The following is a 22,407-nucleotide window of genomic DNA, read 5'->3' on the forward strand; positions in this document are numbered from 1 at the left end:
CCTTCAACCCCGGCATGACGAACCACACAATTCCCAGCACTACGAACCACAACATCAGCCCAAACGAGCTGACCGCACTGACCATCACAAGACAACAGAGGAGGATAAGCGACACCCGGTCTTGACCTCACATGAATTCACACACCACTGCCCGCACGGATTCCCGTTCCACTCTCTGAGTCATGGCCAAGCTCAGCATGCTCAACAGGATGTCCGTGTCAGACGACTTTCGAACCCAGGCAAAAGCTCTCAGTGCCTGCGCCAGGTCGTACATATCCCAGTCGACTTCCGTGAATAGAATGATCGGTGGCTCGGGCCAGGTCGCTCGAGATTGCTTCAGGAGATCGAGCCCATGAAGATCAGGAACGTGCGAGTCGATGACGACTGCATCAAAGTGGCGAAACTGCATCTCGTATAGTGCGTGAATCCCATCAGGCACCTGCACAACGACAAATCCCTCCTGCGCTAGTATTGCGTCGAGAGGCAGTAGCGTTGTCTCGGGATCATGGATGAGTAGCAAACGTTTCCCATAGCCGATCATGGTCTTCTCCTCTCCGATGGCGTGCTGCGATTCGGCCGCTCCACTGCACCGTCGTTCCTCTCTCCCAGCGAACCTGCCTGCATCGAACTTTCAATCTCGTCGCAATGACAGTAGGGACCATCGATTACCGCCCACCCGCAGACCAATTCGTCCATCGCAGCGGCAAGATCGGCTGCCGACATTCCTCCGCAACGTGGACAACTCATCCCGCTCCTTTCCTTCGATCATCTCACCCGAGGAGACCTGTGCACTAGTCGGCCTGCAGAGGCTCCAAGAGGTTGTGAGCACCGAAAAGCCATGGACTGTAGTAAACACCATCGCCCCACTCAGAAGGATAGGACCAAGGCGCTCGTGCATGTGGGAGTCGGCTGGAGTTGGCTGTGGGAATTGTCCGACAGGGTAGCGACTCGGCAGAGTAGGGGCGTTATGGGTGGAGGGATACTGGCGGTGAACTACGTCGTGAGGACAGAGAGGGGTCGGCTGTCGTGATCATTCCACGAGGTGATGTTGTACCGCGTAGCGCGCCAGGTCTGCATTGGTCTTGAGATTCAGCTTCTCTAGGATGCGGGTACGGTAGGTACTGATGGTTTTGATGCTGAGGGACAGTTGGTCGGAGATCTCCGTGATCGTACTGCCGCCGGCAATCAGACGAAACACCTGGTCTTCGCGATCGGACAAGGAATTGTGAGGCGGTCGCTCGTGGTCGCTCTGTTGATGAAGGTGCGAGGCCAGGAGTTCAGCCGTCTTGGGTGTGATGTATTTCCCTCCGCGCGAAACCACCTTGATGGCCTGCACCAATTCTTGGGGAGCGCTTTCCTTCGTCAGATAGCCGGCTCCACCGGCACGTAACACACGTACGGCAAACTGGTCCTCCGGATGCATGCTCAATACCAACACGGGAAGGTTTGGGAAGAGCCGTTTCAGTTCGTGCAACCCCTCCAACCCGCCGCGTCCCGGCATGGTTAAATCCAATACAACTACATCCCAGCGGCGTTGCTGTGCTTGCTCGACCAACTCATGGACGTTCGAAGCCTCACCGATCACGGCTCCGGAAAACTCATCGGTGAGAATCTGCGTCAGACCTCGGCGCAGGTACGGGTGATCGTCTGCCAGGAGAATGTTAATCATCGCTTGTCGGAGATCGCGGCATCCTGACGGTGACCGTTGTTCCGATTCCCGGCCTGCCCTGAATGTCGAACGCACCGCCCTGCTGTTTGGCACGTAGACGCATCCCCAGCAGGCCGAATGCTTTCGGCCCGGACTTTTCATCGGGGGTGATGCCTTGGCCGTTGTCCCTGATTTGCATGATCACATGGTCGCGGGTTTCTTCCAGTCTGATGTCCACATTGCTAGCATGGGCATGCCGAGCCACGTTCGTCAAGACCTCCTGGAGGATGCGAAAGAGCGCGGTCGATTGCTGATCCCCCACACCAATCCGGTCCGGCGAAATACTGGTCGTACAGGCAATTCCGGTCCGATGGCGAAACTCACGCGCTTGCCATTCAACCGCGGCTTCCAGGCCGAGTTGATCCAACACACCGGGCCGTAACGTCGTCGCGATCTCCCGCACCGATTGAATGGTGGAATCCACGAGCTCCAGCGACGAAGCCAATCGTGACAGGACAGCAGATGGCTCGAACGAGCCGTTCGATTCCATAATTTGCTTGTAGACCCACGATACATCCAGTTTTAAGCCCGTCAAGGCCTGCCCCAGCACATCATGAGCCTCCAACGCGATCCTTCCTCGTTCTTCTTCACGCACCGACTCCAAGCGAACTGCCAGCGCCGCAAGTTGGTTGCGGGAATTAAGCAGCGCCTCCTCTCCGCGCTTTCGATCAGTGATATCCATCGAACAGCCGACGATGCCGATTGGAGCACCGCTGTCATTCCGCAGCAAGACGAGCGACAGGTGGGCAACCCGTAGTGCTCCGGACTTGGTGCGTCTCCGGATTTCGACCTGATGGGTCCCTTTGGCCTTGACAGGAGTAAGCACGTCACGTTCCAGGAAGTCGCTGTCCTCCATTGGGTAGACAAATGAGATATGTTTGCCGAGGGCCTCGTATACCGTATATCCAAGCAATCGTTCCGCCCCGTGATTCCAGCTCGTCACATAGCCGTTCATATCAACCGTGATCACCGTTTCTTGGATTTGATTGATGATGTCGGCCTGTCTCCGAATCAGTTCATCCGTTTGTCGTTGTGCGGTGATGTCGGCGAAGAGGCCGACGAGTTCTTGAGAGGTTCCATCTGACCGTCGGATCAACACCGCTTGGTCACGGAACCAGCGGTACTGGCCGTCGTATGTCTGCCAGCGGTACTCAGTCGCCAGTGCGCCGGTTTGGGACAGGTTGTTGAACTCCGCCAGAGTCTTCTCTTGATCGTCGGGATGGAGCCGCGATGCCCAAAGGGATGAGTTATCCACAAAACTGTTTGGTGGATAACCGGTCACCGTCTCACTGTTCTCGCTCACCCACAAGGCCCCATAGTCTCCCGAAGGCCTCGCGGAATACATCACAATGGGCAAACTGCGCAAAATTAAGGCTTGGCGGGCGTGCCCCACCATGACGGCTGTCTCAGCCTGGCGGCGTTTCGCCAAGTCGTAAAAGATCACGAGCCCTCCGCCGCCGGCAAGGACAATGGTCAAGAGGGTTCCACCAAAAATGAGCGACAATGTGAACGCAGCAGCGCTGTCTGTGTGCTTCGACCAGCCGGCCAGTAACATCTGCTCCTGCTCCCGCATCTTCCCGAGCACGACTTTGATCTTATTCATCGTCTCTGTACCGGCGTCGAGATGCGCCTTCATCTCATGGATGTCTATCTTGTCAACATCCCTGAGGTCGATGACTGTTCGGGATTGTGTCAACCTCAAGTCGATCAGACGGTGCAACGTCAGCACGTGTTCTCGCTGAACCTGACTGTCCAACGTCTGGGCAGCAAGGGTGCGCAAGACTGCCTCTATGGTCTGACGCTTTTCACGAGATGATTGTAGGTATTGCCGTTCACCTGTCAGCAGATCGATCAGTTGCCTGGATTCCAAGTCCTCTAGGAGGAGAAGCAGCTGCTCAATCGTTTCTCTGATCTCATGCGTTTGCACGACTCGGGATTCATGATCGATGAGGTCAGCCGCACTACGATAAGAAACGATCCCGATTCCAAGCAAGAGAATGAACGCAGCGCCGAGGCCCACCGCAAGCTTTTTCTCAAGCGAAACCTGGATCAGACGTTCAAACATTGACCCGCCTCCTTGCACGTGCGCGGAGTAAGACGGTCGCTAAACACGTGCGGCGTCTCCTGTCGTAGCCTGAGTCACATCCACGCTGTCAGGGTTCACGAAACATTGCTCAGTACCGATGCCGGCGTGGCGGAATTCGATTGCCGCTTCCACGGCGAGACATTGTGGCTCAGTCGAATTTCTCTGACCTACCCGACGAACGCCGAAGCCTCATCACCATGATTAGCCCCACCACGATCATCAGGGCTCCCATGCCGATCCATCTGAACATCTGGTGAAGGGTTGTGGAAGAGGTCACCCATTCCTCACCAAGCAGATAGCCCGCCGTGATAAACGTGGCGGACCAAAGGATCGCGCCGCTGTAGGCAAAAATCGCAAAGGTGGGATATCGAAGTCCGGATGCACCTAACATCAGTGCGCCCAGATGCCGCAGACCCGGTACAAAGTAGGCAACAAGGAGTCCATACTTTCCCCATTGGCTGACCCACTGCTGCGCAGTACGAAAGCTGGTGTGGTCGATATGGAGCCATGGCCCTACTGTCGTGGGGACGCGTGCCCCCAAGAGATGACCCAGGCCGTAACTGATCGTGATCCCACAGGCGCTGCCCACCACAGCGGCTGACAGTGAGAGCGCTGTCGACAATTCACCTTTAAAACTCAAATAGCCGACAAAGAGCAGCAGCGTTTCATCGGGGATTGGGAGGCCGACAATCCCTAGCATGAGGAGGAGGACAATGGCAGGGTATTCATAGTTGTGAACCCAAGCTAGCATTGTCTCCATGATGTTCCGCTCACTGTCTGTTAATCGATCCACACCGGCTGGGATGGCTTCGCCAGGTTCCCAGCCGGTGTCGGCATGAGACCATTGTATACCGACTGCGAGGGCGGTTGTTGTTCACGAATGTCGATGGTGACAAGACCGACGATAGTCAGACCGGACCAATGGCTGTAGGAACCGGTGGATGTTTGGTCTGTCCTTACGACGATCCAAGATCATCCTCCTTCGTGATCGCTTAGGTTAAGCGGAAGGGGACGAAGGTATGAGCGGGCGATGCGTTACGTGCAACCGGAGGTCTCCGCCCCGCACTGCTTGCTGCGCGATGACGGCCTCAATAGCAGAAGTCGATTTTGATAGAGCAGGGGCTTGGTAGACGCTGTGAAAAACGTGAGGTTCGAGGCTACCTCACGCCGGCTATTTGAGCTGCACGGCCATGCATCCGACGGTCACGCACGGGGCCGATAAGCAGAGGATTCAGGCCAACCTGGTAATGCTTGTCAGCGGTCATGCAATAATCCCCAGATGTGGTCAATGAATTCTCCCCACCCTCTCACCGAAGGAGGGATGTGATGGAACTTGACGATAGCAAGGAGACAACGATCATACCGTCCCAGGTAGACCACACTCGGGAGGTATGTATGGTGGATCAAGAGCGGTGGGCGGAGATTCGACGGTTGCGTCATGAAGAGCGGGGATCCATTTCAGGGATTGCGCGGCGGTTGGACCTGGATCGGAAGACCGTGCGGCGCAGTCTGCAGCAGACGACGTGGCAACCCTATCGCCGAGCGGCGATGACGGAGACGCTGCTGACCGCCCATGCCGACTTTGTGCGGACCCGTGCGTCGCAGGTTAATTATTCGGCGCGGATTCTCTATCAGGAACTGCGAGCGAGCCACGAGTACATCGGCAGTTATGAGACGGTGAAGCGAGGGGTGGCGCCGCTGCGTGAGGGTCAGCTGCAGGCGGAGCGGGCCCTCCTCCGCTTTGAGACACCGCCGGGCCAGCAGAGTCAGATTGATTGGGGCCAAGCCACCGTGCCCTTCCGCGCCGGCCCGACGGTGGTGCACGTGTTCGTGTTGACGTTGGGGTTCAGCCGACGTGGGTTCTATTACGCCTGTGCCGATGAGCGGCTGGCGCAGTTTCTCGAGGCCCATGAACGGGCTTTTGCGCATTTCGGTGGCCACACGCGAGAGCATCTGTATGACCGACCGCGAACCGTCTGTTATGCGGATGAGACGGGGCGGCGGCTCTGGAATCCCACCTTCAAAGCCTTCGCCGACTATTGGGGCTTTGAGCCGCGCGTGTGTCGGCCCTATCGGGCCCAGACCAAGGGTAAGGTCGAATCCGGCGTGAAATATCTGAAACGGAACTTTCTGCCGGGACGAACGTTTGTCGATCTGGTGGACTTTCAAACCCAACTTGACGAATGGACCGCGACAATTGCCGACCGCCGCATCCATGGCACGACGCATGAGGAGCCACTCGTCCGGTTTGCGCGAGAACGCAACCACCTGGTCCCGCTGGCGGACCAGCGCGCCTTCCAGCAGGAGGCGCGCGTCTCACGGATCGTGGCCGAGGACTATTTGGTCAGCCTGGCGACGAACCGCTACTCCGTGCCCTTCCGGCTCATTGGTCAGCGGGTTGAAGTGCAACGACGGGGGGACACGGTCCACATCTTTCACCGTGACCAAGAGATCGCGACGCACCCGGTGCTCCCGGGCCAGCACCAATTCCGAATCCAGCCCGAGCACGGCCCTGGAGCCAGTGCGCGTCTCGCCCGCCACCGTCGGTCCACGGTGAGCGATCGGTCCCCTCGCCCCGATGCCTTGCCGGAGGTCGAAGTGCGGGATCTGGCCTGGTACGAGGCGGTGTGTGAGCGCACGGCGTCGCAGGAGGGGCGGCCATGAACGCGGCGCAACTGGAACGGCTCCGTGACCAACTCACGCGCCTACGGCTCTTGAAGAGTCGGGAGCGGCTGGAGGCCCTCTTACAAGAAGCGGCCGTCAAGGAGCTGCCCTATGCCGACTTCCTCGACCAGGTGCTCGGCGAAGAAGTCGCGTCCAAGACCGCGAAGAACATTGCGATGCGGACGAGTTTGGCGCGATTTCCATTCGTCAAGAGTCTGGAGGTCTTCGACTTCAGCTACCAGCCTTCGTTGGATAAGAAGCAGATTCAGCAGGTGGCGACCTGCCACTTCATCGAGCACGGCGAGAATGTCGTGATCTTGGGGCCGCCCGGTGTGGGCAAAAGCCACCTGGCCATCGGGCTAGGGCTGCAAGCCATTGCCCAGGGCTATCGGGTGTTGTTCACGACAGCCGCCGCCATGATCGCTACGCTGACTCGGGCGCTCACGGAGAATCGGCTGGAGGACAAGCTGAAGCTCTATACCATTCCCCGGTTGCTGATCATTGATGAGATCGGCTATCTGCCCATTGACCGCACCGGGGCCAACTTGTTCTTTCAGCTCATCTCACGCCGCTATGAGAAGGGGCCGATGATTTTGACCAGTAACCAGAGTTTCGGGGCTTGGGGCGAGGTGTTTGGCGACCGGGTGCTGGCGACTGCGATCCTGGATCGGGTGCTCCACCACGCGATCACCATCAACATCCGGGGCCATTCCTACCGGCTGAAGGAGAAACTCAAAGCCGGACTTGTGCGGGTCGAAGAAGCGTCAACGACAACCTAACGGGGTGGGGAATTTTCGATGACCATAACTGGGGCAATTTGGATGACCCTTGACAAATGCTCACCTGGCGCAAGCCGATCCCTTATGCGAAGCAGCGAGCGAGGACCAGCCAAGCTCGCAAAGCCAGCCTGCTGGCCGAAGAGAGGGTTGGACGAATCCGGTTCGAGGGCCACTGCTAAAGGTAGTCAGAGTACTCCAGCCTCGCCGCCTCGATCGGTTCCACCTCAGAGGGCAGACCCACAACACCGGCACATCTCACCGTTTCGCGGATGCGAGCCTCTAGCGTTTGTACGCACAGGCGAAACTTAATTTTGTTGAAATGTGCCAGTTTATTGTGGAGCTACGACAAGGTACAGACCCCCAATGAAAGGCTGTTCTCTTTCATGTCTGTGAGCAGACTGGCGCTCCAGCGAGGAATGCTCCCCTCGGCAGGCTCACTGCCTGGTGATACCAAGTAAGTTGGTGAGCAAAGCCGTGATTGCAACAACGACTCCGATGCCGATAAACCCGTAAATCATGATTTTTATATGGTCCATACGCACCTCCTTGTTAGGGCCGCATCATGGCATAAGCAGCCTTCATCATACAAGGCCTTACAGTTCAATATACCCCGAAAGTTGTTTCCACCTGGATGCCCATTCCACCATAGACATTCTAGGGTAAATACCCTCTTGATTATTGACCTGTATCCTGGGTGTATCCTTTTCGGATAGTCCTGTATCGGAACAGATACCGGTAAAAGTCCTAGTCGGAAATCAGACTGATCCTCCTTCACATCTGTCTCGGCGATCACTACGAGTGCAACCACAAGTCATTCCTTGTGTTTGACCGTTTTCCCAGACATCGCTCCACAGAGCCTGTCCGATACGTTGCATGCGTCCATGTCTTGCATAAGCGAAAGGGTCTGAAGAAGGAACAACCTAGGAGCAGCCGGGAGGACACCATGAGACGCTCGGGTAGGGCATTGCGCGTGATGGCGTGGTGTTATAGGGCATTGAACCGTATGGTCCCGTGGCACCGATTGCCGAAACTGCTGGGGCTTCTCAACCTGATCGCCCTTCAGCACGACCTTCGGCGATGGAATTTATACGACACGACCCCGTTTGCAGAAAACACGGGCAAGCGATGTCCATTTCATGCGACCGATCTTTCGGCACGACGGGCGGAGGGATCGCATAATGACCTGCAATACCCTTCGATGGGACAGGCAGGAACGCCGTTCGGCCGCAACTGTCCGTTGAATGCGATCCCAGTCTCGCAAGACCCCGGTGGCGAGAACCCCAGTCCCAAGACCGTCAGCCGTGTGCTCTTGACACGCACACAGTTCATTCCGGCCACCTCGGTGAATCTGCTCCTTGCCGCCTGGATTCAGTTTCAGGTGCATGACTGGTTCAATCATAAACGAAGCGATTACCCGGATACGCCGATTCGCTTAGGACCAGGCGACGAATGGCATGAGGACCCGATGATGGTCCGCAAAACCAACGAAGCGCCACGCTCGCGGGGCTGTCCCGCCTCCATGCCGGTCTTCTTAAACACCGGAACGCACTGGTGGGACGGATCCCAACTGTACGGAAGCGATGTCACCCGCCAACAGCTGGTCCGCGGTGAGGAGCAGTATGGCAAGCTCATGCTCATCGACGGACGCCTCCCATCGATGGCAACCATCGACGCGGACCAGCCAGGTATTGATCTCACGGGCTTCAACGACAATTATTGGATTGGCCTCAGCATGTTTCACACGCTTTTTGCGCTGGAGCACAACGCGATCTGCGAAGCCCTGCACGTCAGCTATCCGTTATGGACCGATGAACAACTCTTCCAAAAAGCCCGCCTGATCAACAGCGCCCTCATGGCCAAAATCCACACCGTGGAATGGACGCCCGCATTGCTGCAGCACCCAACGGCCGATCGCGCGATGCGGATCAATTGGTGGGGCGCGTTCGGAGAACAGATTCGCAAGCGATTCGGGCGATTGAGCGACAACGACGTGTTGGGAGGACTTCCAGGGTCTCCCACGGATCATCATGGCGTTCCCTATTCCCTGACCGAGGAGTTTGTCGCCGTCTATCGGCTGCATCCATTGATTCCCGACGACTATCGGTTCAACTCGCTCACAGACCCGACAGCTTGTCACTACAAGAGCTTCAGAGAAGTCGAAGGCAACAACACGCGCCCCCTGATGGATCAGCTGGGCGTCGAGAACCTGTGGTTCTCGTTCGGTCTGGCACATCCCGGGAAACTCACGCTGGGCAACTTTCCTCGCTTCCTTCAAGATTTCAAGCGGATCAAGCTGCTTCAGGACGGCAAGGAGGAGATCCTGGATGTGGCCGCGATCGACGTCTTCCGGGATCGTGAACGGGCGGTGCCTCGGTACAACAACTTCAGACGCATGTTGCGCATGCGCCCTGTCCGGAGCTTCGAAGAGTTAAACCGTGAATGGGCGAAAACACTCCGGGATGTGTATGACAATGATGTTGAGCGCATCGACACCCTGGTCGGGTTGCTCGCTGAAGAGCCGCCTGAGGGCTTTGCGATCAGCGACACTGCATTTCGTATCTTTACGCTCATGGCGCCGCGGAGGCTGAAGAGCGATCGGTTCTTCACGGCTGATTTTCGCCCGGAGGTGTATACCCCCATGGGAATCGATTGGGTGCAGATGAACGACCTGACGAGCGTCCTGCTTCGCCACTATCCGACGCTCGCTCCGGCCCTACAGGGATTGGGCAATGCGTTTTTCCCTTGGCATAACATTCACGAACCGGCTGGACACAAACCGACCTGATTGAGGAGCCTCGACCGCTGGAAGCGGCGCAAACCCATTGGCTCCTTCTCGTGAAGGAGGCTGGCTTATGTCGTTGATGACCACATTACAATGGACCATTCGGAAGGGATTCTGGAACTTCGTGGCGAAGAGAAAATATAGACGCAATATCCCGATGGTGGTCGATCATCCTCATCGAACGCCTGCTCGTCTTCAATTGATCCCTTTGGTACAGGTGTATCCGAGCATCCCGATCAGCGATATTTGGATCGCCGATCATCCACTACAAGACGAGGGCCGCGCCAAGCGGGGAATGCTACGGCGATTGTTGACCAGGCTGTATCCGAAATTCTTTCCAGAAGAACTGGTCCTGCGCGTTTTAGCATGGCTCTATACCACCACATGTGGTCCTATGCAGCCGGGCCGCCCCGAGATTCCGGCTGATCCCTATGTCGCCCTGGATCAAGCCTATACCAAAGGACACCGCCGGACGGTGATACACACGTCGGCAGCGTTGACCCTTGATCCGAAGAGAACGCTGAAGCCGCCCACCTTGCCGCCCGAGCTGGAACAGTTCCCGGATCTCGGTATGCTGGCCTTGCGGGGGCCTTATGCCGGTTACTTGAAGAAGGTGAAAGGTTCTCGTGCACAGTACGAGTGGGATTTGCGTGAGCTCTCATCGTACGAGTCATATCCAGACCTCTACGAACCCTGGGCTCACGTGCTGTTCCAATTCCATGAGCAAGACGCCTCGCTCAAACCCTGTCGGATTGAATGTCAACTTGGAACGATTGTCCCGGACGATCCTGAGTGGCCGCTTGCATCGCGCATTGCTGTCTGTGCCGCCACGACCCATACCGCCCTCGTACGGCACTGGACCTGGACCCATTTGGTCGGCGGGGAGCTCTTCGCGTTTGCGACCCGCACAAAACTGAGCGACTCTCATCCGCTTTACCGACTCCTCTGGCCGCACCTGGTCGGGACACAGGCCAGCAACCGGCTGGCGACGTTAGGTCAACTGGTGCCGGGCGGCGATTTTGAAGCAGTCTACAGCTTGACCTACAAAGGCCTCTGTCATTTGATCAGCAAGTCGACCGCAACCTTCCGGTTGGGTAGCTTCGATCCCAGGGAAGACCGGCATCATCGCGACATGGGGGGAAGAGTTCCTACCCCGACACTCGACAATTGCAAGCGCCTGTTTCGAATCATGCAGGCCCATGCGTACCGGTACTTCCGGCTCTACTACACCGACGAGGCGATACGGTACGATGAACAGATACAAGACTGGGTCGGCGAGTTGGACCGATTGCTTCCAAACGGTCTCGGGCTCCCCCCGGTCAAGCTGGGATGTGCCTCGCTCGCCAACGTGGTCGCCAAACTGATGTATATGGAATGCGTGCACCATGAGCAGGTCGGCACGCACTGTTGGAACTATCAATTATGGGCACACACACATCCGGTGCGTGTCTATCGCGACAATCGCCGTGTACCTGAAGACGTCTACCAACGATTGGTCAACACCAACTATATTCTCAATATTGTGCGCACCCCCTTGTTGAGCGATTTGACGAATCTGGCGCTGGAGGGCGAGCGAATGGAAGAAGCGGAGCGAGTCTTTCGAGTCTTTACGGATCGGCTCCGAGCCGTAGAGCATGCGATGGAGCAGGAGCCGTGGGCTTCATGGAAGATCTACCCTGTCCAACTTGAGGTCAGCATTAATGCCTGATGTATCGGCAAGCCCGCTTGCTGCCGACGCCCTTGTGTCGGACAGCGAGGAGCAGAAGGAGTTGTTGACTCTGGAGCACACGATCCTCGATCGTCCGCTGATGAAATTTCGGCCGTTTGGGAAGGATGAGCAGGGGCAGAAAATTTCCGACGTGAGCGGAACCCTCGTCGTGTCTGCGATCCAACATCTCGAACATTGTGTGGAAAAATCCAGCGGAGCGGCGGCTGTCCAGACTGTCGAACAGTTATGCCGGCTGCTCAATGGACGTATTCCGGATCCTTCCTACCATGTGACGCCCGCATTTTTGCGAAAAGAATGGAACAGCTATTCCTATGAATTCTTGAGCTATCTGCGGGAATTCTGCAAGCAGCTCTCGGGTGATCCGCAGTTTCATTACAATACCGGCCTGACCACCGTCATTTCCCCGGTGTTTCGAGTTCTGGGGCGCCCGTTTACCCTTGCCCAGTTCTCCAAGCTTGCGTTGTACTGGACCCAACGGTACACGCAGGGGACCGTCGAGTGCGAGATCGCCGACGTCACAAATTGCTCGATGATCTATCGGCTTCGTTTTACCGAGCATACGCTGAAGCAGTTTGGACCGTATCTCAAAGCCTGTGCCCATCAGGTCTGTGCTTCGACCAAGGGACGAATAGTGGCGGCTCCGTCGCTCATTCACGGAGGACCGCCCGCAAGAGTGACGGATCGGACTTGTATCGTCGACGGGGCACCCTGGTGTGAATGGGAGGTACGCTGGCAGCACGAGCCGCGACAAACATTTTGGTCTGCTTGGACTTTCGTGCCGGGAGTCGCGGCGTGGCTGTACCTCCATTATTTCTATCCCATGGTGTCCGGAATCGAGGCGTTGTTGTTGGCGACGGTGCCCACCTTGGCGGCGGGAATGTTGTCCGAATCCCGTCAACGGGCCGCGAATCGCAAACGCGAGTCGTTAATCAACGAGCAAACGCAGTTTGTCGAAGAACGGTACACAGAACTCAAGGACGCGTACCTCGATCAGGAACAGACCCGTGTCGAACTCCGTCGCAAAGTGAGTCAGCTTACCGCGCTCCACCGCGCAGGCCTCTCGTTCGGATCGACGCTCGACCGCGAACCACTAGTGCAGACCGTCCTGGAGACCCTCATCCAGGATCTCCACTACGATCGAGCCATGATCAGCTTTTACGACCCGGTACGTCGGGTTCTTCACAGCGGCAGGGTCGTCGGAGTCTCCGATGACATCGCAGAGTTCGTCCGTCGGCGGGAGCTGCCGGTGTCCGATCCCGACGAATTTCCGGCGTCGGCGCTGAGCGCCGGCAAGCCGGTGCTGATTCGCGACATCAAGACCGTTTGGGCGCGTCTGCATCCGATGAATCAGCAATTGGCTGCATGGACCGGCACGAATTCGGTGATCTGGGTGCCGCTGAAAGCGAAGGACCGTCTGCTCGGCACGCTCACGGTTGACCGTACTGCGCCGAACAGCTTGACGGACGATGACCTGGAATTAATGGAGACGGTCTCCAGCCAGGTGGCCATCGCTCTGGACAACGCCTCGGCGTACGCACAGATTGAGGAGCTGAATACCGGGTTGGAAGCCAAAGTCCAGGAACGGACGGCAGAGTTGGAACGTGCGGACCAGATCAGGTCGAGCTTCTTGTCGCATGTCTCGCATGAGTTACGAACGCCGCTCACGTCGGTGAAGGGCTACGTGGAGAACCTCCTCGATGGGCTGACCGGTCCGTTGAACAGCAAACAGCAACGGTACCTGGGGCGCATCTCCGACAATCTCGAGCGACTGATCAGGATGATCACCGACCTCCTTGACCGAACCCGCATTGAAACGGGCCAGCTTGCCCTCTGCCCGGCGGAGGTGGATTTGGAACGTTGCGTGGCGGAGGTCATCGAACAGCTTCGACCCTTGGCGAAGGAAAAACAGCAGCTGCTGACGAGTCATTATCCACCTTCAGTACTCATTGTCTGGGTCGACCGGGATCGGTTGATCCAAATCCTCACCAACTTGGTGCACAACGCCATCAAATTCACGCCGACGGAGGGACGTATCGACGTGTCGGTGTTCGCCTCCGATAGGGCCTTCGCCACGATTCGCGTCCGCGATACGGGGCCTGGGATTCCCGAGGAGGCATTGGCAAAGATCTTCGATCCGTTCTACCGGACAGTCCAAAAACGACCGCAACGCACCGAAGGGCAAGGGCTCGGTTTAGGCCTCTCTATCGTGAAGACGCTCGTCGAACTCCATAGCGGCCGGATCACTGTATGCAGCGAACCGGGGCAGGGTTCCGAATTTTCCGTGACGCTCCCCCTCATCCCAGCCGCCCCGTTGGCAGCAGCGCATGACCAACCGGTCTCGAAGCGATTGCTGATCGTGGATGACGACCCGGACATTCGACAACTCTTGGCCGATCGCTTGGCCGCCGAGGGCTACGAAACCGAACCGGCGATCGACGGGGTGCAGGCCCTCCAGGCCATGCAGGAACGCCGGTTTGCCGGAGTCCTATTGGACATCGGCCTTCCACAGTTGGATGGACTCGAGGTCCTCCGTCAGGTGCGACGGTGGAACCAACAAACTCCCATCGTCGTGATCACGGCGGCGCAATCGAAGGACCTCGCCGTGCGTGCCATCAGCCTAGGCGCTCAGGCCTATGTGTTGAAGCCGTTCAACCTATCGGAACTCCATCATGCCGTCCGGAGTTGGTTCGCAAACCCTTCTCTATAGAATTTGTCCTCGTCGTTCAGAAGCCAATCTTGGATACCGACCGAAGCCAAACCTTATTAAGACAGCAGTGAACGCTGTTGTGGCGGAAGGGCCGTATCGAGCAGCAAGCGGCGATGCCGCAACGCTGCCTGGGCCTCAGCCATGGTGCATTGAACGAAAGAGATGGCGTGACCAGGCGCCAGTTGAGCGGCCAGAGGGAGGTCGGCCGAGATGACGACGGCGATTTTGGGGTATCCGCCGGTCGGCTGTCGGTCGGCCATCAGGAGAATGGGCTGCCCGTCCGGTGGGATCTGCAAGGCTCCCGTCACGGTACAGTCGGTAATGAAATGCGCTGATCGCGTGAAGGTCATCCTCGGTCCGATCAAACGATATCCCATGCGGTCGGATTGTGGAGCGACTTGGTAGGAGGAGTCAGTCAGGGTCGCGAACGACCCGAGCGAGAAGAACTCTCGTTGCGGACCAGGGACGATACGCAGGGTCGCCGATCGGCTGTAACGAGGAAGCAACTGCGAAGGCAACCGTTTCCCGATTAGACTGCCCACGGATCGGCTGCGTCGTCCAGTGCGGAGCATGTCTCCCTGTTTCAACGGTCTTCCCTGAAGTCCACCTGTTTCGCTCGAACAGTGGGTAGAACGGCTTCCGAGAACCAGTGGGACATCGATGCCGCCGGCGATGGCGAGGTACGTACGAGACCCGGCGCGCGGCCTGCCGAAGCTCAATCGGCTGCCACGCCGGATTTCCATGCATTCCCAAAGCGCTGTGCCCATGCCGTCGATAGACGGCGAGAGATCCGCGCCGGTGATGGCGATGATCGCGTCTCGCTCAAACTGGAGTTCAGGTCCTTTCAGGGTGAGTTCGAGGACTGCGGCGACGTCGGAATTTCCCACGAGGCGATTGGCAACTGTTGCGGCGAAGCAATCCATCGCTCCCGCAACGGTGACGCCGTATTGTTGGTAGCCGTACCGTCCCAGGTCTTGGACCGTGGTGAACCAGCCGCTCGTCACGACTCGGATGCCGACAGGTTCCATTATGTGCAACCTGCCCGAGCGATGTGTACGTCGATCGATTCGACCTCGCGCCAAACTTGACATGGCGAGAGGAACCGAAGCCAATACACTGCGACCGCCCTACGATCAACGCGAAATCAGCGGTCGTACAAGGACGGTGCAGTCAGGGTGGCTGCCAAAGTCGACTCCTTCCCTACGGCATCCAGATGCTTATCGATCCATTCCGACGCGATCCGCCGTCCGATGGCATGGAGGTGCCGCAGGAAGCGCAATTCATTGTTGAGTTTGCTCGATGCGCCGAACTCGCGCAGCTCTTCGGCATGAATCTCGTGCAGTCGGGGATTCCGGCCCTTCAAGGGATGACCATCCTGATCCCTGCCTGGCAACGCGAGGACATATTTCACGGCTTCCAGTTCCAAAAATAATGCGGTGCTGAAGCTGATCTCAGTGGTCCTGTCGATGATCTCGCTGGCCTTCCAAGGCAGCTCGGGTCGAATCAACGGATTAATGCCGATGATGATCAGATCATCGACCGGAGTCTCGTGAAAGAGCGGAGCGATCGCCGGGTTCCCGGAATAGCCGCCGTCCCAGTAGGACTGACCATCGATTTCAACCGCCTGGAAAAGGTGCGGCAGGCATGCGGAGGCCAAGACTGCATCCACGGACAGTTCATCATTACTGAAGACTTTTCGCCTTCCTGTTCGGACATTGGTCGCGCACAGGAACACGCGAGCGGTATCGCTGCGCCGGAGCCGCTCAAAATCGATCGTCTCGGCGAGCAAGTCACGAACCGGATGATAGTTGAACGGGTTGAGTTTGTACGGTGACCACATCCGAGTCATCAAATCAAAAAACAGATAGACCGGTGAGGAATCGAAACTGAACCGGTCCCCTATGCCGAACGGATTGCATAATGCGGCAAGCCCGGGCATGCGGCCGACCGCCTCCCACATCGCAGTCAACGCGGCTTTGCCGCCTTTCTTGCCGTCCCGAGACAGACCGTCGGCAAGGGCGACGGTGTTGATTGCGCCGGCGCTGGTCCCGCTGATTCCCGTAATCTCAAGATCTTCTTCTTCAAGCAAGCGATCGAGCACGCCCCACGTAAAGGCGCCATGTGAGCCACCCCCTTGAAGCGCCAAATTGACTTTGCGTGTCGGCATCGATGACCTCCTGCTGGCTATTGAAGCTTTCTTGTGATGGGATCGATTGGCAGAAACCATAACGGGCACGTACCCGCGGCGTTGCTTGCGCATTCTTAGCACAGCGAGACCCAGTATTACAAACGTACGCAGCGGCCGGCCTGAACCCATTGCTTGAGCGGGACTCGCGCTGGTAGCAGTCTCATGCCGGATCTACTTGCATGACGATCTGTTGGAGCGAGTCCCGGCCGCCTGGGTAGGACCTGGAATGTCTCCAGATACCGGGTCGGGTGGCAGCCGCACAGAGACTGGACAGGCCTAAGGGCCGGACACAAATCGAAGGAAGAGGGCAACGGCCTCTGGATCAGTCCTCAGTTCGTCATGCGTCAACCCAGGCAGCCGTTTGTTTTCAGCCCCATCTAGAGCTGGGCTGTCCGCATCCCCGACGGGCCATCCGAAGAGCCATGAGCGATAAAAGATGTCCGCTCCGGTTCCATCATAGATCGTCATGGAACGTGCGGGGCTCGGAGTTTCACCCCTGCCGCGACCATCGTTCAGCCTCGCCAGCCAGTCGGAACCAGGAACCAGCTCGTCACAGCCGATGAAATTATTCCAGCCAATGAACCACATCAACCAGAGCCGACGGCAGACGGTGGTGCCATGATTGGGACCGGCAATCCCCACGAACTTGCGCACCGCCTGCGACAGCTCGGGGTTCGCTCTCATTGCGCTTCGTACGAGCGTCACGCCCAGGGAATGCGCCACAAGGTCGACTTTCGTTGCGCCCGTGTAGGCCAATACGGCGTTCACAAAGACCGTCAGGTCGGAGACATTGCTTCCGTTGTCCGTTCGACACTGCAGCGGGGGAGGATTGAGCTTGGTGGACTTCCCGTTATATGAGATCGCCCAGAGCTCCTGCATGGTGTAGCCGGATTCCAAGAAGCGTTGCTTGACGCTGCGTCCTTCCTCATCCCAGTCCCAGGCATCTCTGGTGTTGCCATGGACGAAAATCACAGGAGGTCGACGCAGGGGATGGCCTTTCCGAATGCCGCCCCATCCTCCGAGGCGTATTCCCCACTCCTGGTCCTTGATGAGGGAAAAGTCGGAAGCGAACTCATTGTCGGCGGGCAGCGGCTTGCAGTGCGCCACCTTGTGCGAAGCCTCAACCGTCGCCGCCGACAGTGCGAACACCACGACATACAGAGCAATCATGCAGCGCTTGACCAGAGGGGTTTGTCGACGTCGAGGCATGCCGATGTCGTCCATTGAGGCCGTAGAGACAGCCTCGGCCACCGGGACGGGGTTATCTCGCTGCGTCATCACGCGGAGGCACGGTATCGGACTGGGTCGGCTTCCATTTGCCCGAGAAAGGATTCAGGGACTTAATCGCCTTCCCAATGTGGGTATAGGTGGAGTCGATTCTCCCCTCCTCAAAGTCCTGAAGCATGGCCGACCACAGGATTTCCGCGGTGCCATCAAGCGGGATGCGCGCCTGTCCCATGACGTCGCTGGCGATCGTGACTTCTCCGGAAGAAGCCCAGACCACCCTACCGGTCCGTACATCCCAAAGCTCCAGGCCGAGTCGCAGGTTCGTGATGCGGGTTTGGACCAGACGCCAGCCAAACAGACTGAATCGATTCTCGGTCTCCTGGCTGAATGTCGAATAGACGGGCTGAAAGACATAGTTCACGCGACATGCGGTCCCGATGCGCTGCAGTCGCGCCCGATCCAACACGCCGCTTCGCTCGTACGCGACGACGAGTTCTTCATAATCGGCCGCCAGGCCCGCCGCGTTGAGCTGGCTCAACACATGATGACTGGGCATCACCGTGACCGGTTGGGGGACGGATTCGGAGAGCGCTCGATCGAGTGCGGAGCTGAAGCCTTGTCGCATGCCCCTCTCGGGAAACGATGTCAATGTCTCGAGGACGGCGATCGGTTCTTGGTGGAGAACCAGGGGACTCATCGGGGAGGACAACGGCAAGGAGCGCGTCTGCGCTTGCCATTCGTAGCCGTGCCCGCATCCGCCCAACAAGGCCATTGAGCCGATCCACACAATCCCCGCGGCCAGAGCCGCCCATACGGAATATGCTTTCACCGCCGGCGCGTCTTTTCCCCGAGGTGCCGCACTTGCCGAGAAGCGTCGTGCCGGCGCGCCACGCGGCAGGGACGAGCGGGCGCCGTCGCTGCCGGTCAAGCGGCTCGTTCTTTTAGCCATTTTTCGATGGTGGGAGGGAGGTCTTTCTGCACCTTGCCGCTGACATACATGCCGATGTGCCCGACCGGGAACGACCGCAGAGTATAATCCTTGGTTCCTACATAACGCTCGAGCGCGATGGAGGAGGCAGGCGGAACGAGGTGATCCTGCTCGGCATACACATTCAACAACGGCGCCCGGATCTGAGAGAGGTTGACCGTTTTTGATCCGATCTTTACATTGCCGCTGATCAACTTGTTGCCCTGGTAGAAGTCCTTCATGAACTGTCGATAGGTCTCACCCGCTTGGTCCGGACTGTCAAAGATCCATCCCTCCATGCGGAGGAAATTGAGCAACTTTTCGTCGTTGTCCATGATGTCGATCATTTCAAGGTATTTCCCCAGGCCCAACTGAAAGGGTTTCAGCATGAGGAACCCGAGATTCATGAACTCGCCTGGGATGTTGCCGAAGGCATCGACCAAGGCATCCACGTCCATGGTGTGGGCTGTCGTACTACATCCGGCCCAGAGATTGGGCACGCCCTCTTGGACGTGAAAGTCCACCGGGGTGACCATCGTGATCAGGTTCTTGACCTTTTCGGGATAGAGCGAGGTGTAGCAGAGACTGAAGGTGCCTCCCTGACAGACTCCCAGAAGATTGATCTGCTCCAAACCATGCCATTCACGCACCACATCCACACAGTCGTTGATATACCCATTGATATGGTCGTCCAGGGTCAGCCATCGGTCTCCCCGGCCAGGATAGCCCCAATCGATCAGGTAGACGTCCATGCCAAGCTTCAGGAGATTGCGGACCAAGGATCTGTCTTCCTGCAGATCGACCATATAGGGCCGATTGACCAAGGCATACACGATGAGGACAGGAATGGGGAACGGCTTCTCCACCATGGGAATGTAGTGATACAAGACCACATTGTCCTCTCGATACACTTCCTCCTTTGGACTGATCCCGGCCTTGATGTCCTTTTCCCGGACATGGCTTAGGCGCTCGATTCCCGTGACGACCTTGCGGTTCAGGTCGATGAGTTCACCCATGGTCTGCTCAGGACTCAGATAGAACGGAAGCGACATCTCGTAATCTCCTTGCCGGCTCGACGCCATCCCTCGATGCAGGATGGTTAGCCTTGGACCGGTTGACTCTTAGCCTGGGTGGAAAGTTGCGCCTTGATGGCGCGCAGCTCTTTTTTCAGTTCCTTCACTTCTCTGCGGAGATGATAGATTCTGCGGTGGGCTTCGTCCATCTCGCTTCGGTACGGCACATGACTGGTTTTTAGAAAGACTTCGACGATTTCGCGCTCACGGAGTCGATAGGTCATCGCCGTGTTGAGTAAGTGCCCCTGCAACTGAATGTACTGGTCGGATCGGAAGGCCTTTGCAAATACCTGATCAATGATGTCGATCCATTGAAACAGGAGTTGCTTCAGGCTCTCAACGGTCTCGCCTTTTTCGGTCCGGGCGATCAGGTTCCGCATAAACTCTTCGAAGGCATGCGTCCAGGTTTCACCCACTTGGACTTGGTATGCAAAACTCGCCTGGCGGTACTCCACCCAGGCCGAGAATCCTTTAATGAGGTCTTCATTCAGTTCGCGCGTATGTCCGAGACTCGGGCTCTCGATCAGACGGCCGAAGGTGCGCTCGTACGCGTTCCCATAGAGATGCATCAGCTCCACGAGGGCCGACCCATCCCCGGTGGAAGCTTGGCCGACACGCCATGGGGCCTGCTGTAGGGACGACGCCCAGGGCTGGACGAGTTTTTGCCATTGCTCCAGATAGAGGCCCCAGAGCTCATTCGTGTCTTGGGTCGCCTTTTGCGCTGCCTGGGGAGACAGCAAGAACTGCTCACGCAACCGCTCGGTATATTTGGCCAGGACGCTGTTCCAGTCCTCGCCGGCTTCAACCTTGGGAGCGATGGCATTCCATGAGTTGAGCGAAAGTTCGAGAAAACGCAGGACACAATCTTGAGAGTTGATCAGTCGGTGCCCTACGTCCTTCGCGATTTGCTCAGCTTCGGTCGTCCAACCTTTGAACGCCTCGGTCGCAGTGTCCCGCCACTGGTCGGCCAGGGCAGGCGACACCGGCGTTGGCGTTGGTGCCGCCCGCATCAGACCCATCCAGCTTTCCCACATTTGCTTTTGAGCTTCGGTCAATGCTTTGGCCATCGTTTCGGCCTGCTCAGTCGAATACACAGTATTGTCTCCCTCAAAGATTAGACCCGTTATCGCGCCCGGTTCAGCCTCCGGTTTTTCCCTTGGGCTTCTGAATGCCTGCGGACCACTGGCGAACCCACTCTGCCTGGCCATCCATTGCTTTCTGAATAGCGTCCTGCCATCCCTGCAAGAATTTCTGACCCTCTCCCGCCCAACTCATCCCCGTTGTCGCGGTGGGGTCCAGCTTTCTCACGACCTGGAACCAATTGGTCCAGAGTTGCCTCTGAGTCTCCGTCCATCGACTGCTCATTTCCTGACCTTGCTTGGCCCATTCCACCATTTCCTTCGGAGTGCCCTGGCTTGCGGTGAAACTCTCCGTCCAGCGCTTGCTCCAATCGCTCTGAGCGTCCAGAATCTTCTTGATCGATTCATCCCAGGCGTCAAGCGTCTTATCCCACACTTGACTGGAGGGAGACTTCCCGAATCCTTGGATCGCCTTCAACCAGTCGTTCCACATCTTCGTCTGGGTGTCGGTCCAGGTCTTGAACATCTCTTCTGATTGTTTGGTCCATTCCATCGTTTCCATCGCTCCTCCGTTTTCCGTCTTTGTTGTGATTGCCTTCTGTAGCGGTCTGTTCATGCATGAGAGCATGGCTTCTCACATGTACAGGCCCCCGTTGACACTTAAGACCTGACCGGTCACGTAGGAAGATTTTTCATCCGCCAGAAACGCAACCGCTCGGGCAACTTCCCATGGTTCAGCCATCCGCCCCACGGGGATCGTCTCGACGATCTTCTCAATGATCTCCTTTGGGATTTTGTCCGTCATGGCGGTCTTCACGAACCCCGGTGCAACGGCGTTCACGGTGATCCCCTTCTTGGCTGTTTCCAGCGCGAGGGATTTGGTGAAGCCGATAATCCCGGCCTTGGCCGCCGCATAATTCGTCTGTCCCACATTCCCCTTTTCTCCGACCACTGAACTGATGCTGATGATGCGGCCGTACCCACGGGCGAGCATCTGATTGATCACCGCCTTGGAGCAGTAAAAGACCGAGGAAAGATCGACCGCAATCACCTGCTCCCACTCGTCGGGACTCATGTTCTTGAGGGTTCGATCCTTGGTGATCCCGGCATTATTGACAAGAATATCGATCTGGCCGAAGTCTTTGATGATCGTTTCGACCAGAGCCGTGACTTCCGCATATTTAGCGAGATCCGCTTTGTAGAGCTTTGCTCGATAGCCTTCTTGGGTAAACCCCTTGAGAAAATCTGCCGCCACGTTGTCCGGTTCGACAAGGTAGTGGAGGGCGAGGGCAGCCCCTTCCTTCGCCATCTGGGACGCGATCACCTGGCCGATCCCTCCCACTGCTCCAGTCACCAGCGCCACTCGACCCTTCAATGCATCTCCCATGTGTCTGCCTCTTTGTGTCCAGTATGGTTAT

At 57.4% G+C, this 22,407-nt stretch carries 18 protein-coding genes; 5 read left to right on the forward strand and 13 right to left on the reverse strand.

The window, feature by feature from the left end; genetic code table 11:
- Nucleotides 1-127: 127 nt before the first annotated feature.
- From P0119_20790 to P0119_20810, 5 genes are all read right to left on the reverse strand, one after another.
- Nucleotides 128-541 carry a response regulator gene (locus tag P0119_20790; protein ID MDF0668493.1) on the reverse strand — a complete coding sequence of 138 codons (414 nt, stop codon included), beginning with the start codon at nucleotides 539-541 and terminating at the stop codon, nucleotides 128-130.
- The gene (locus P0119_20795; protein ID MDF0668494.1) at nucleotides 538-747 is read right to left on the reverse strand and encodes a hypothetical protein; all 210 of its coding nucleotides are present in this window, start codon (nucleotides 745-747) and stop codon (nucleotides 538-540) included. The genes P0119_20790 and P0119_20795 overlap by 4 nt, the downstream gene beginning before the upstream one ends.
- A 283-nt stretch (nucleotides 748-1,030) precedes the next feature.
- Nucleotides 1,031-1,669 carry a response regulator transcription factor gene (locus P0119_20800; protein MDF0668495.1) on the reverse strand — a complete coding sequence of 213 codons (639 nt, stop codon included), beginning with the start codon at nucleotides 1,667-1,669 and terminating at the stop codon, nucleotides 1,031-1,033.
- Nucleotides 1,662-3,773 (reverse strand): PAS domain-containing protein, encoded by a 2,112-nt coding sequence (locus P0119_20805; GenBank protein MDF0668496.1) that lies wholly within the window; start codon nucleotides 3,771-3,773, stop codon nucleotides 1,662-1,664. The genes P0119_20800 and P0119_20805 overlap by 8 nt, the downstream gene beginning before the upstream one ends.
- A gap of 169 nt (nucleotides 3,774-3,942) precedes the next feature.
- On the reverse strand, nucleotides 3,943-4,554 hold the full coding sequence (locus tag P0119_20810) for a DedA family protein (GenBank protein ID MDF0668497.1): 612 nt from the start codon (nucleotides 4,552-4,554) through the stop codon (nucleotides 3,943-3,945).
- Nucleotides 4,555-5,189: 635 nt separating this feature from the next.
- On the opposite strand from P0119_20810, the gene istA reads away from it, so the two are divergent.
- The 5 genes from istA (at nucleotide 5,190) to P0119_20835 (ending at nucleotide 14,455) form a co-directional block, all read left to right on the forward strand.
- Nucleotides 5,190-6,458 carry an IS21 family transposase gene (gene istA, locus P0119_20815; protein MDF0668498.1) on the forward strand — a complete coding sequence of 423 codons (1,269 nt, stop codon included), beginning with the start codon at nucleotides 5,190-5,192 and terminating at the stop codon, nucleotides 6,456-6,458.
- A complete protein-coding gene (istB, locus tag P0119_20820) occupies nucleotides 6,455-7,237 on the forward strand; it encodes an IS21-like element helper ATPase IstB (protein ID MDF0668499.1) in 783 nt (260 codons plus the stop codon). Before istA ends, istB begins: the two co-directional genes overlap by 4 nt.
- 943 nt (nucleotides 7,238-8,180) lie before the next feature.
- Nucleotides 8,181-10,022 (forward strand): peroxidase family protein, encoded by a 1,842-nt coding sequence (locus P0119_20825; protein MDF0668500.1) that lies wholly within the window; start codon nucleotides 8,181-8,183, stop codon nucleotides 10,020-10,022.
- Between the two features lie 67 nt (nucleotides 10,023-10,089).
- On the forward strand, nucleotides 10,090-11,727 hold the full coding sequence (locus tag P0119_20830; GenBank protein MDF0668501.1) for a lipoxygenase family protein: 1,638 nt from the start codon (nucleotides 10,090-10,092) through the stop codon (nucleotides 11,725-11,727).
- Nucleotides 11,720-14,455, forward strand: coding sequence for an ATP-binding protein (locus tag P0119_20835; GenBank protein MDF0668502.1), 2,736 nt, complete (start codon nucleotides 11,720-11,722; stop codon nucleotides 14,453-14,455). The genes P0119_20830 and P0119_20835 overlap by 8 nt, the downstream gene beginning before the upstream one ends.
- A gap of 56 nt (nucleotides 14,456-14,511) precedes the next feature.
- On the opposite strand, the gene P0119_20840 is transcribed toward P0119_20835, so the two are convergent.
- From P0119_20840 to fabG, 8 genes are all read right to left on the reverse strand, one after another.
- Nucleotides 14,512-15,483 carry a biotin-dependent carboxyltransferase family protein gene (locus tag P0119_20840; GenBank protein MDF0668503.1) on the reverse strand — a complete coding sequence of 324 codons (972 nt, stop codon included), beginning with the start codon at nucleotides 15,481-15,483 and terminating at the stop codon, nucleotides 14,512-14,514.
- Nucleotides 15,484-15,599: 116 nt separating this feature from the next.
- The gene (locus P0119_20845; GenBank protein MDF0668504.1) at nucleotides 15,600-16,622 is read right to left on the reverse strand and encodes a patatin-like phospholipase family protein; all 1,023 of its coding nucleotides are present in this window, start codon (nucleotides 16,620-16,622) and stop codon (nucleotides 15,600-15,602) included.
- A 297-nt stretch (nucleotides 16,623-16,919) separates the two neighbouring features.
- The gene (locus P0119_20850; GenBank protein ID MDF0668505.1) at nucleotides 16,920-17,852 is read right to left on the reverse strand and encodes a hypothetical protein; all 933 of its coding nucleotides are present in this window, start codon (nucleotides 17,850-17,852) and stop codon (nucleotides 16,920-16,922) included.
- Nucleotides 17,853-17,904: 52 nt separating this feature from the next.
- Nucleotides 17,905-18,819, reverse strand: coding sequence for a hypothetical protein (locus P0119_20855; GenBank protein ID MDF0668506.1), 915 nt, complete (start codon nucleotides 18,817-18,819; stop codon nucleotides 17,905-17,907).
- Nucleotides 18,795-19,889 (reverse strand): class III poly(R)-hydroxyalkanoic acid synthase subunit PhaC, encoded by a 1,095-nt coding sequence (gene phaC / locus P0119_20860; GenBank protein MDF0668507.1) that lies wholly within the window; start codon nucleotides 19,887-19,889, stop codon nucleotides 18,795-18,797. The genes P0119_20855 and phaC overlap by 25 nt, the downstream gene beginning before the upstream one ends.
- A 47-nt stretch (nucleotides 19,890-19,936) precedes the next feature.
- Entirely contained in the window at nucleotides 19,937-20,977 is a 1,041-nt protein-coding gene (gene phaE, locus P0119_20865; GenBank protein MDF0668508.1) for a class III poly(R)-hydroxyalkanoic acid synthase subunit PhaE, read from the reverse strand.
- Nucleotides 20,978-21,047: 70 nt separating this feature from the next.
- Nucleotides 21,048-21,605 (reverse strand): hypothetical protein, encoded by a 558-nt coding sequence (locus P0119_20870; protein ID MDF0668509.1) that lies wholly within the window; start codon nucleotides 21,603-21,605, stop codon nucleotides 21,048-21,050.
- Between the two features lie 18 nt (nucleotides 21,606-21,623).
- Complete coding sequence (gene fabG / locus P0119_20875) at nucleotides 21,624-22,376, reverse strand: 3-oxoacyl-[acyl-carrier-protein] reductase (protein ID MDF0668510.1); 753 nt, start codon at nucleotides 22,374-22,376, stop codon at nucleotides 21,624-21,626.
- Nucleotides 22,377-22,407: the final 31 nt, after the last annotated feature.

This window comes from Nitrospira sp., assembly GCA_029194665.1.
Classification (GTDB): Bacteria; Nitrospirota; Nitrospiria; order Nitrospirales; family Nitrospiraceae; genus Nitrospira_D.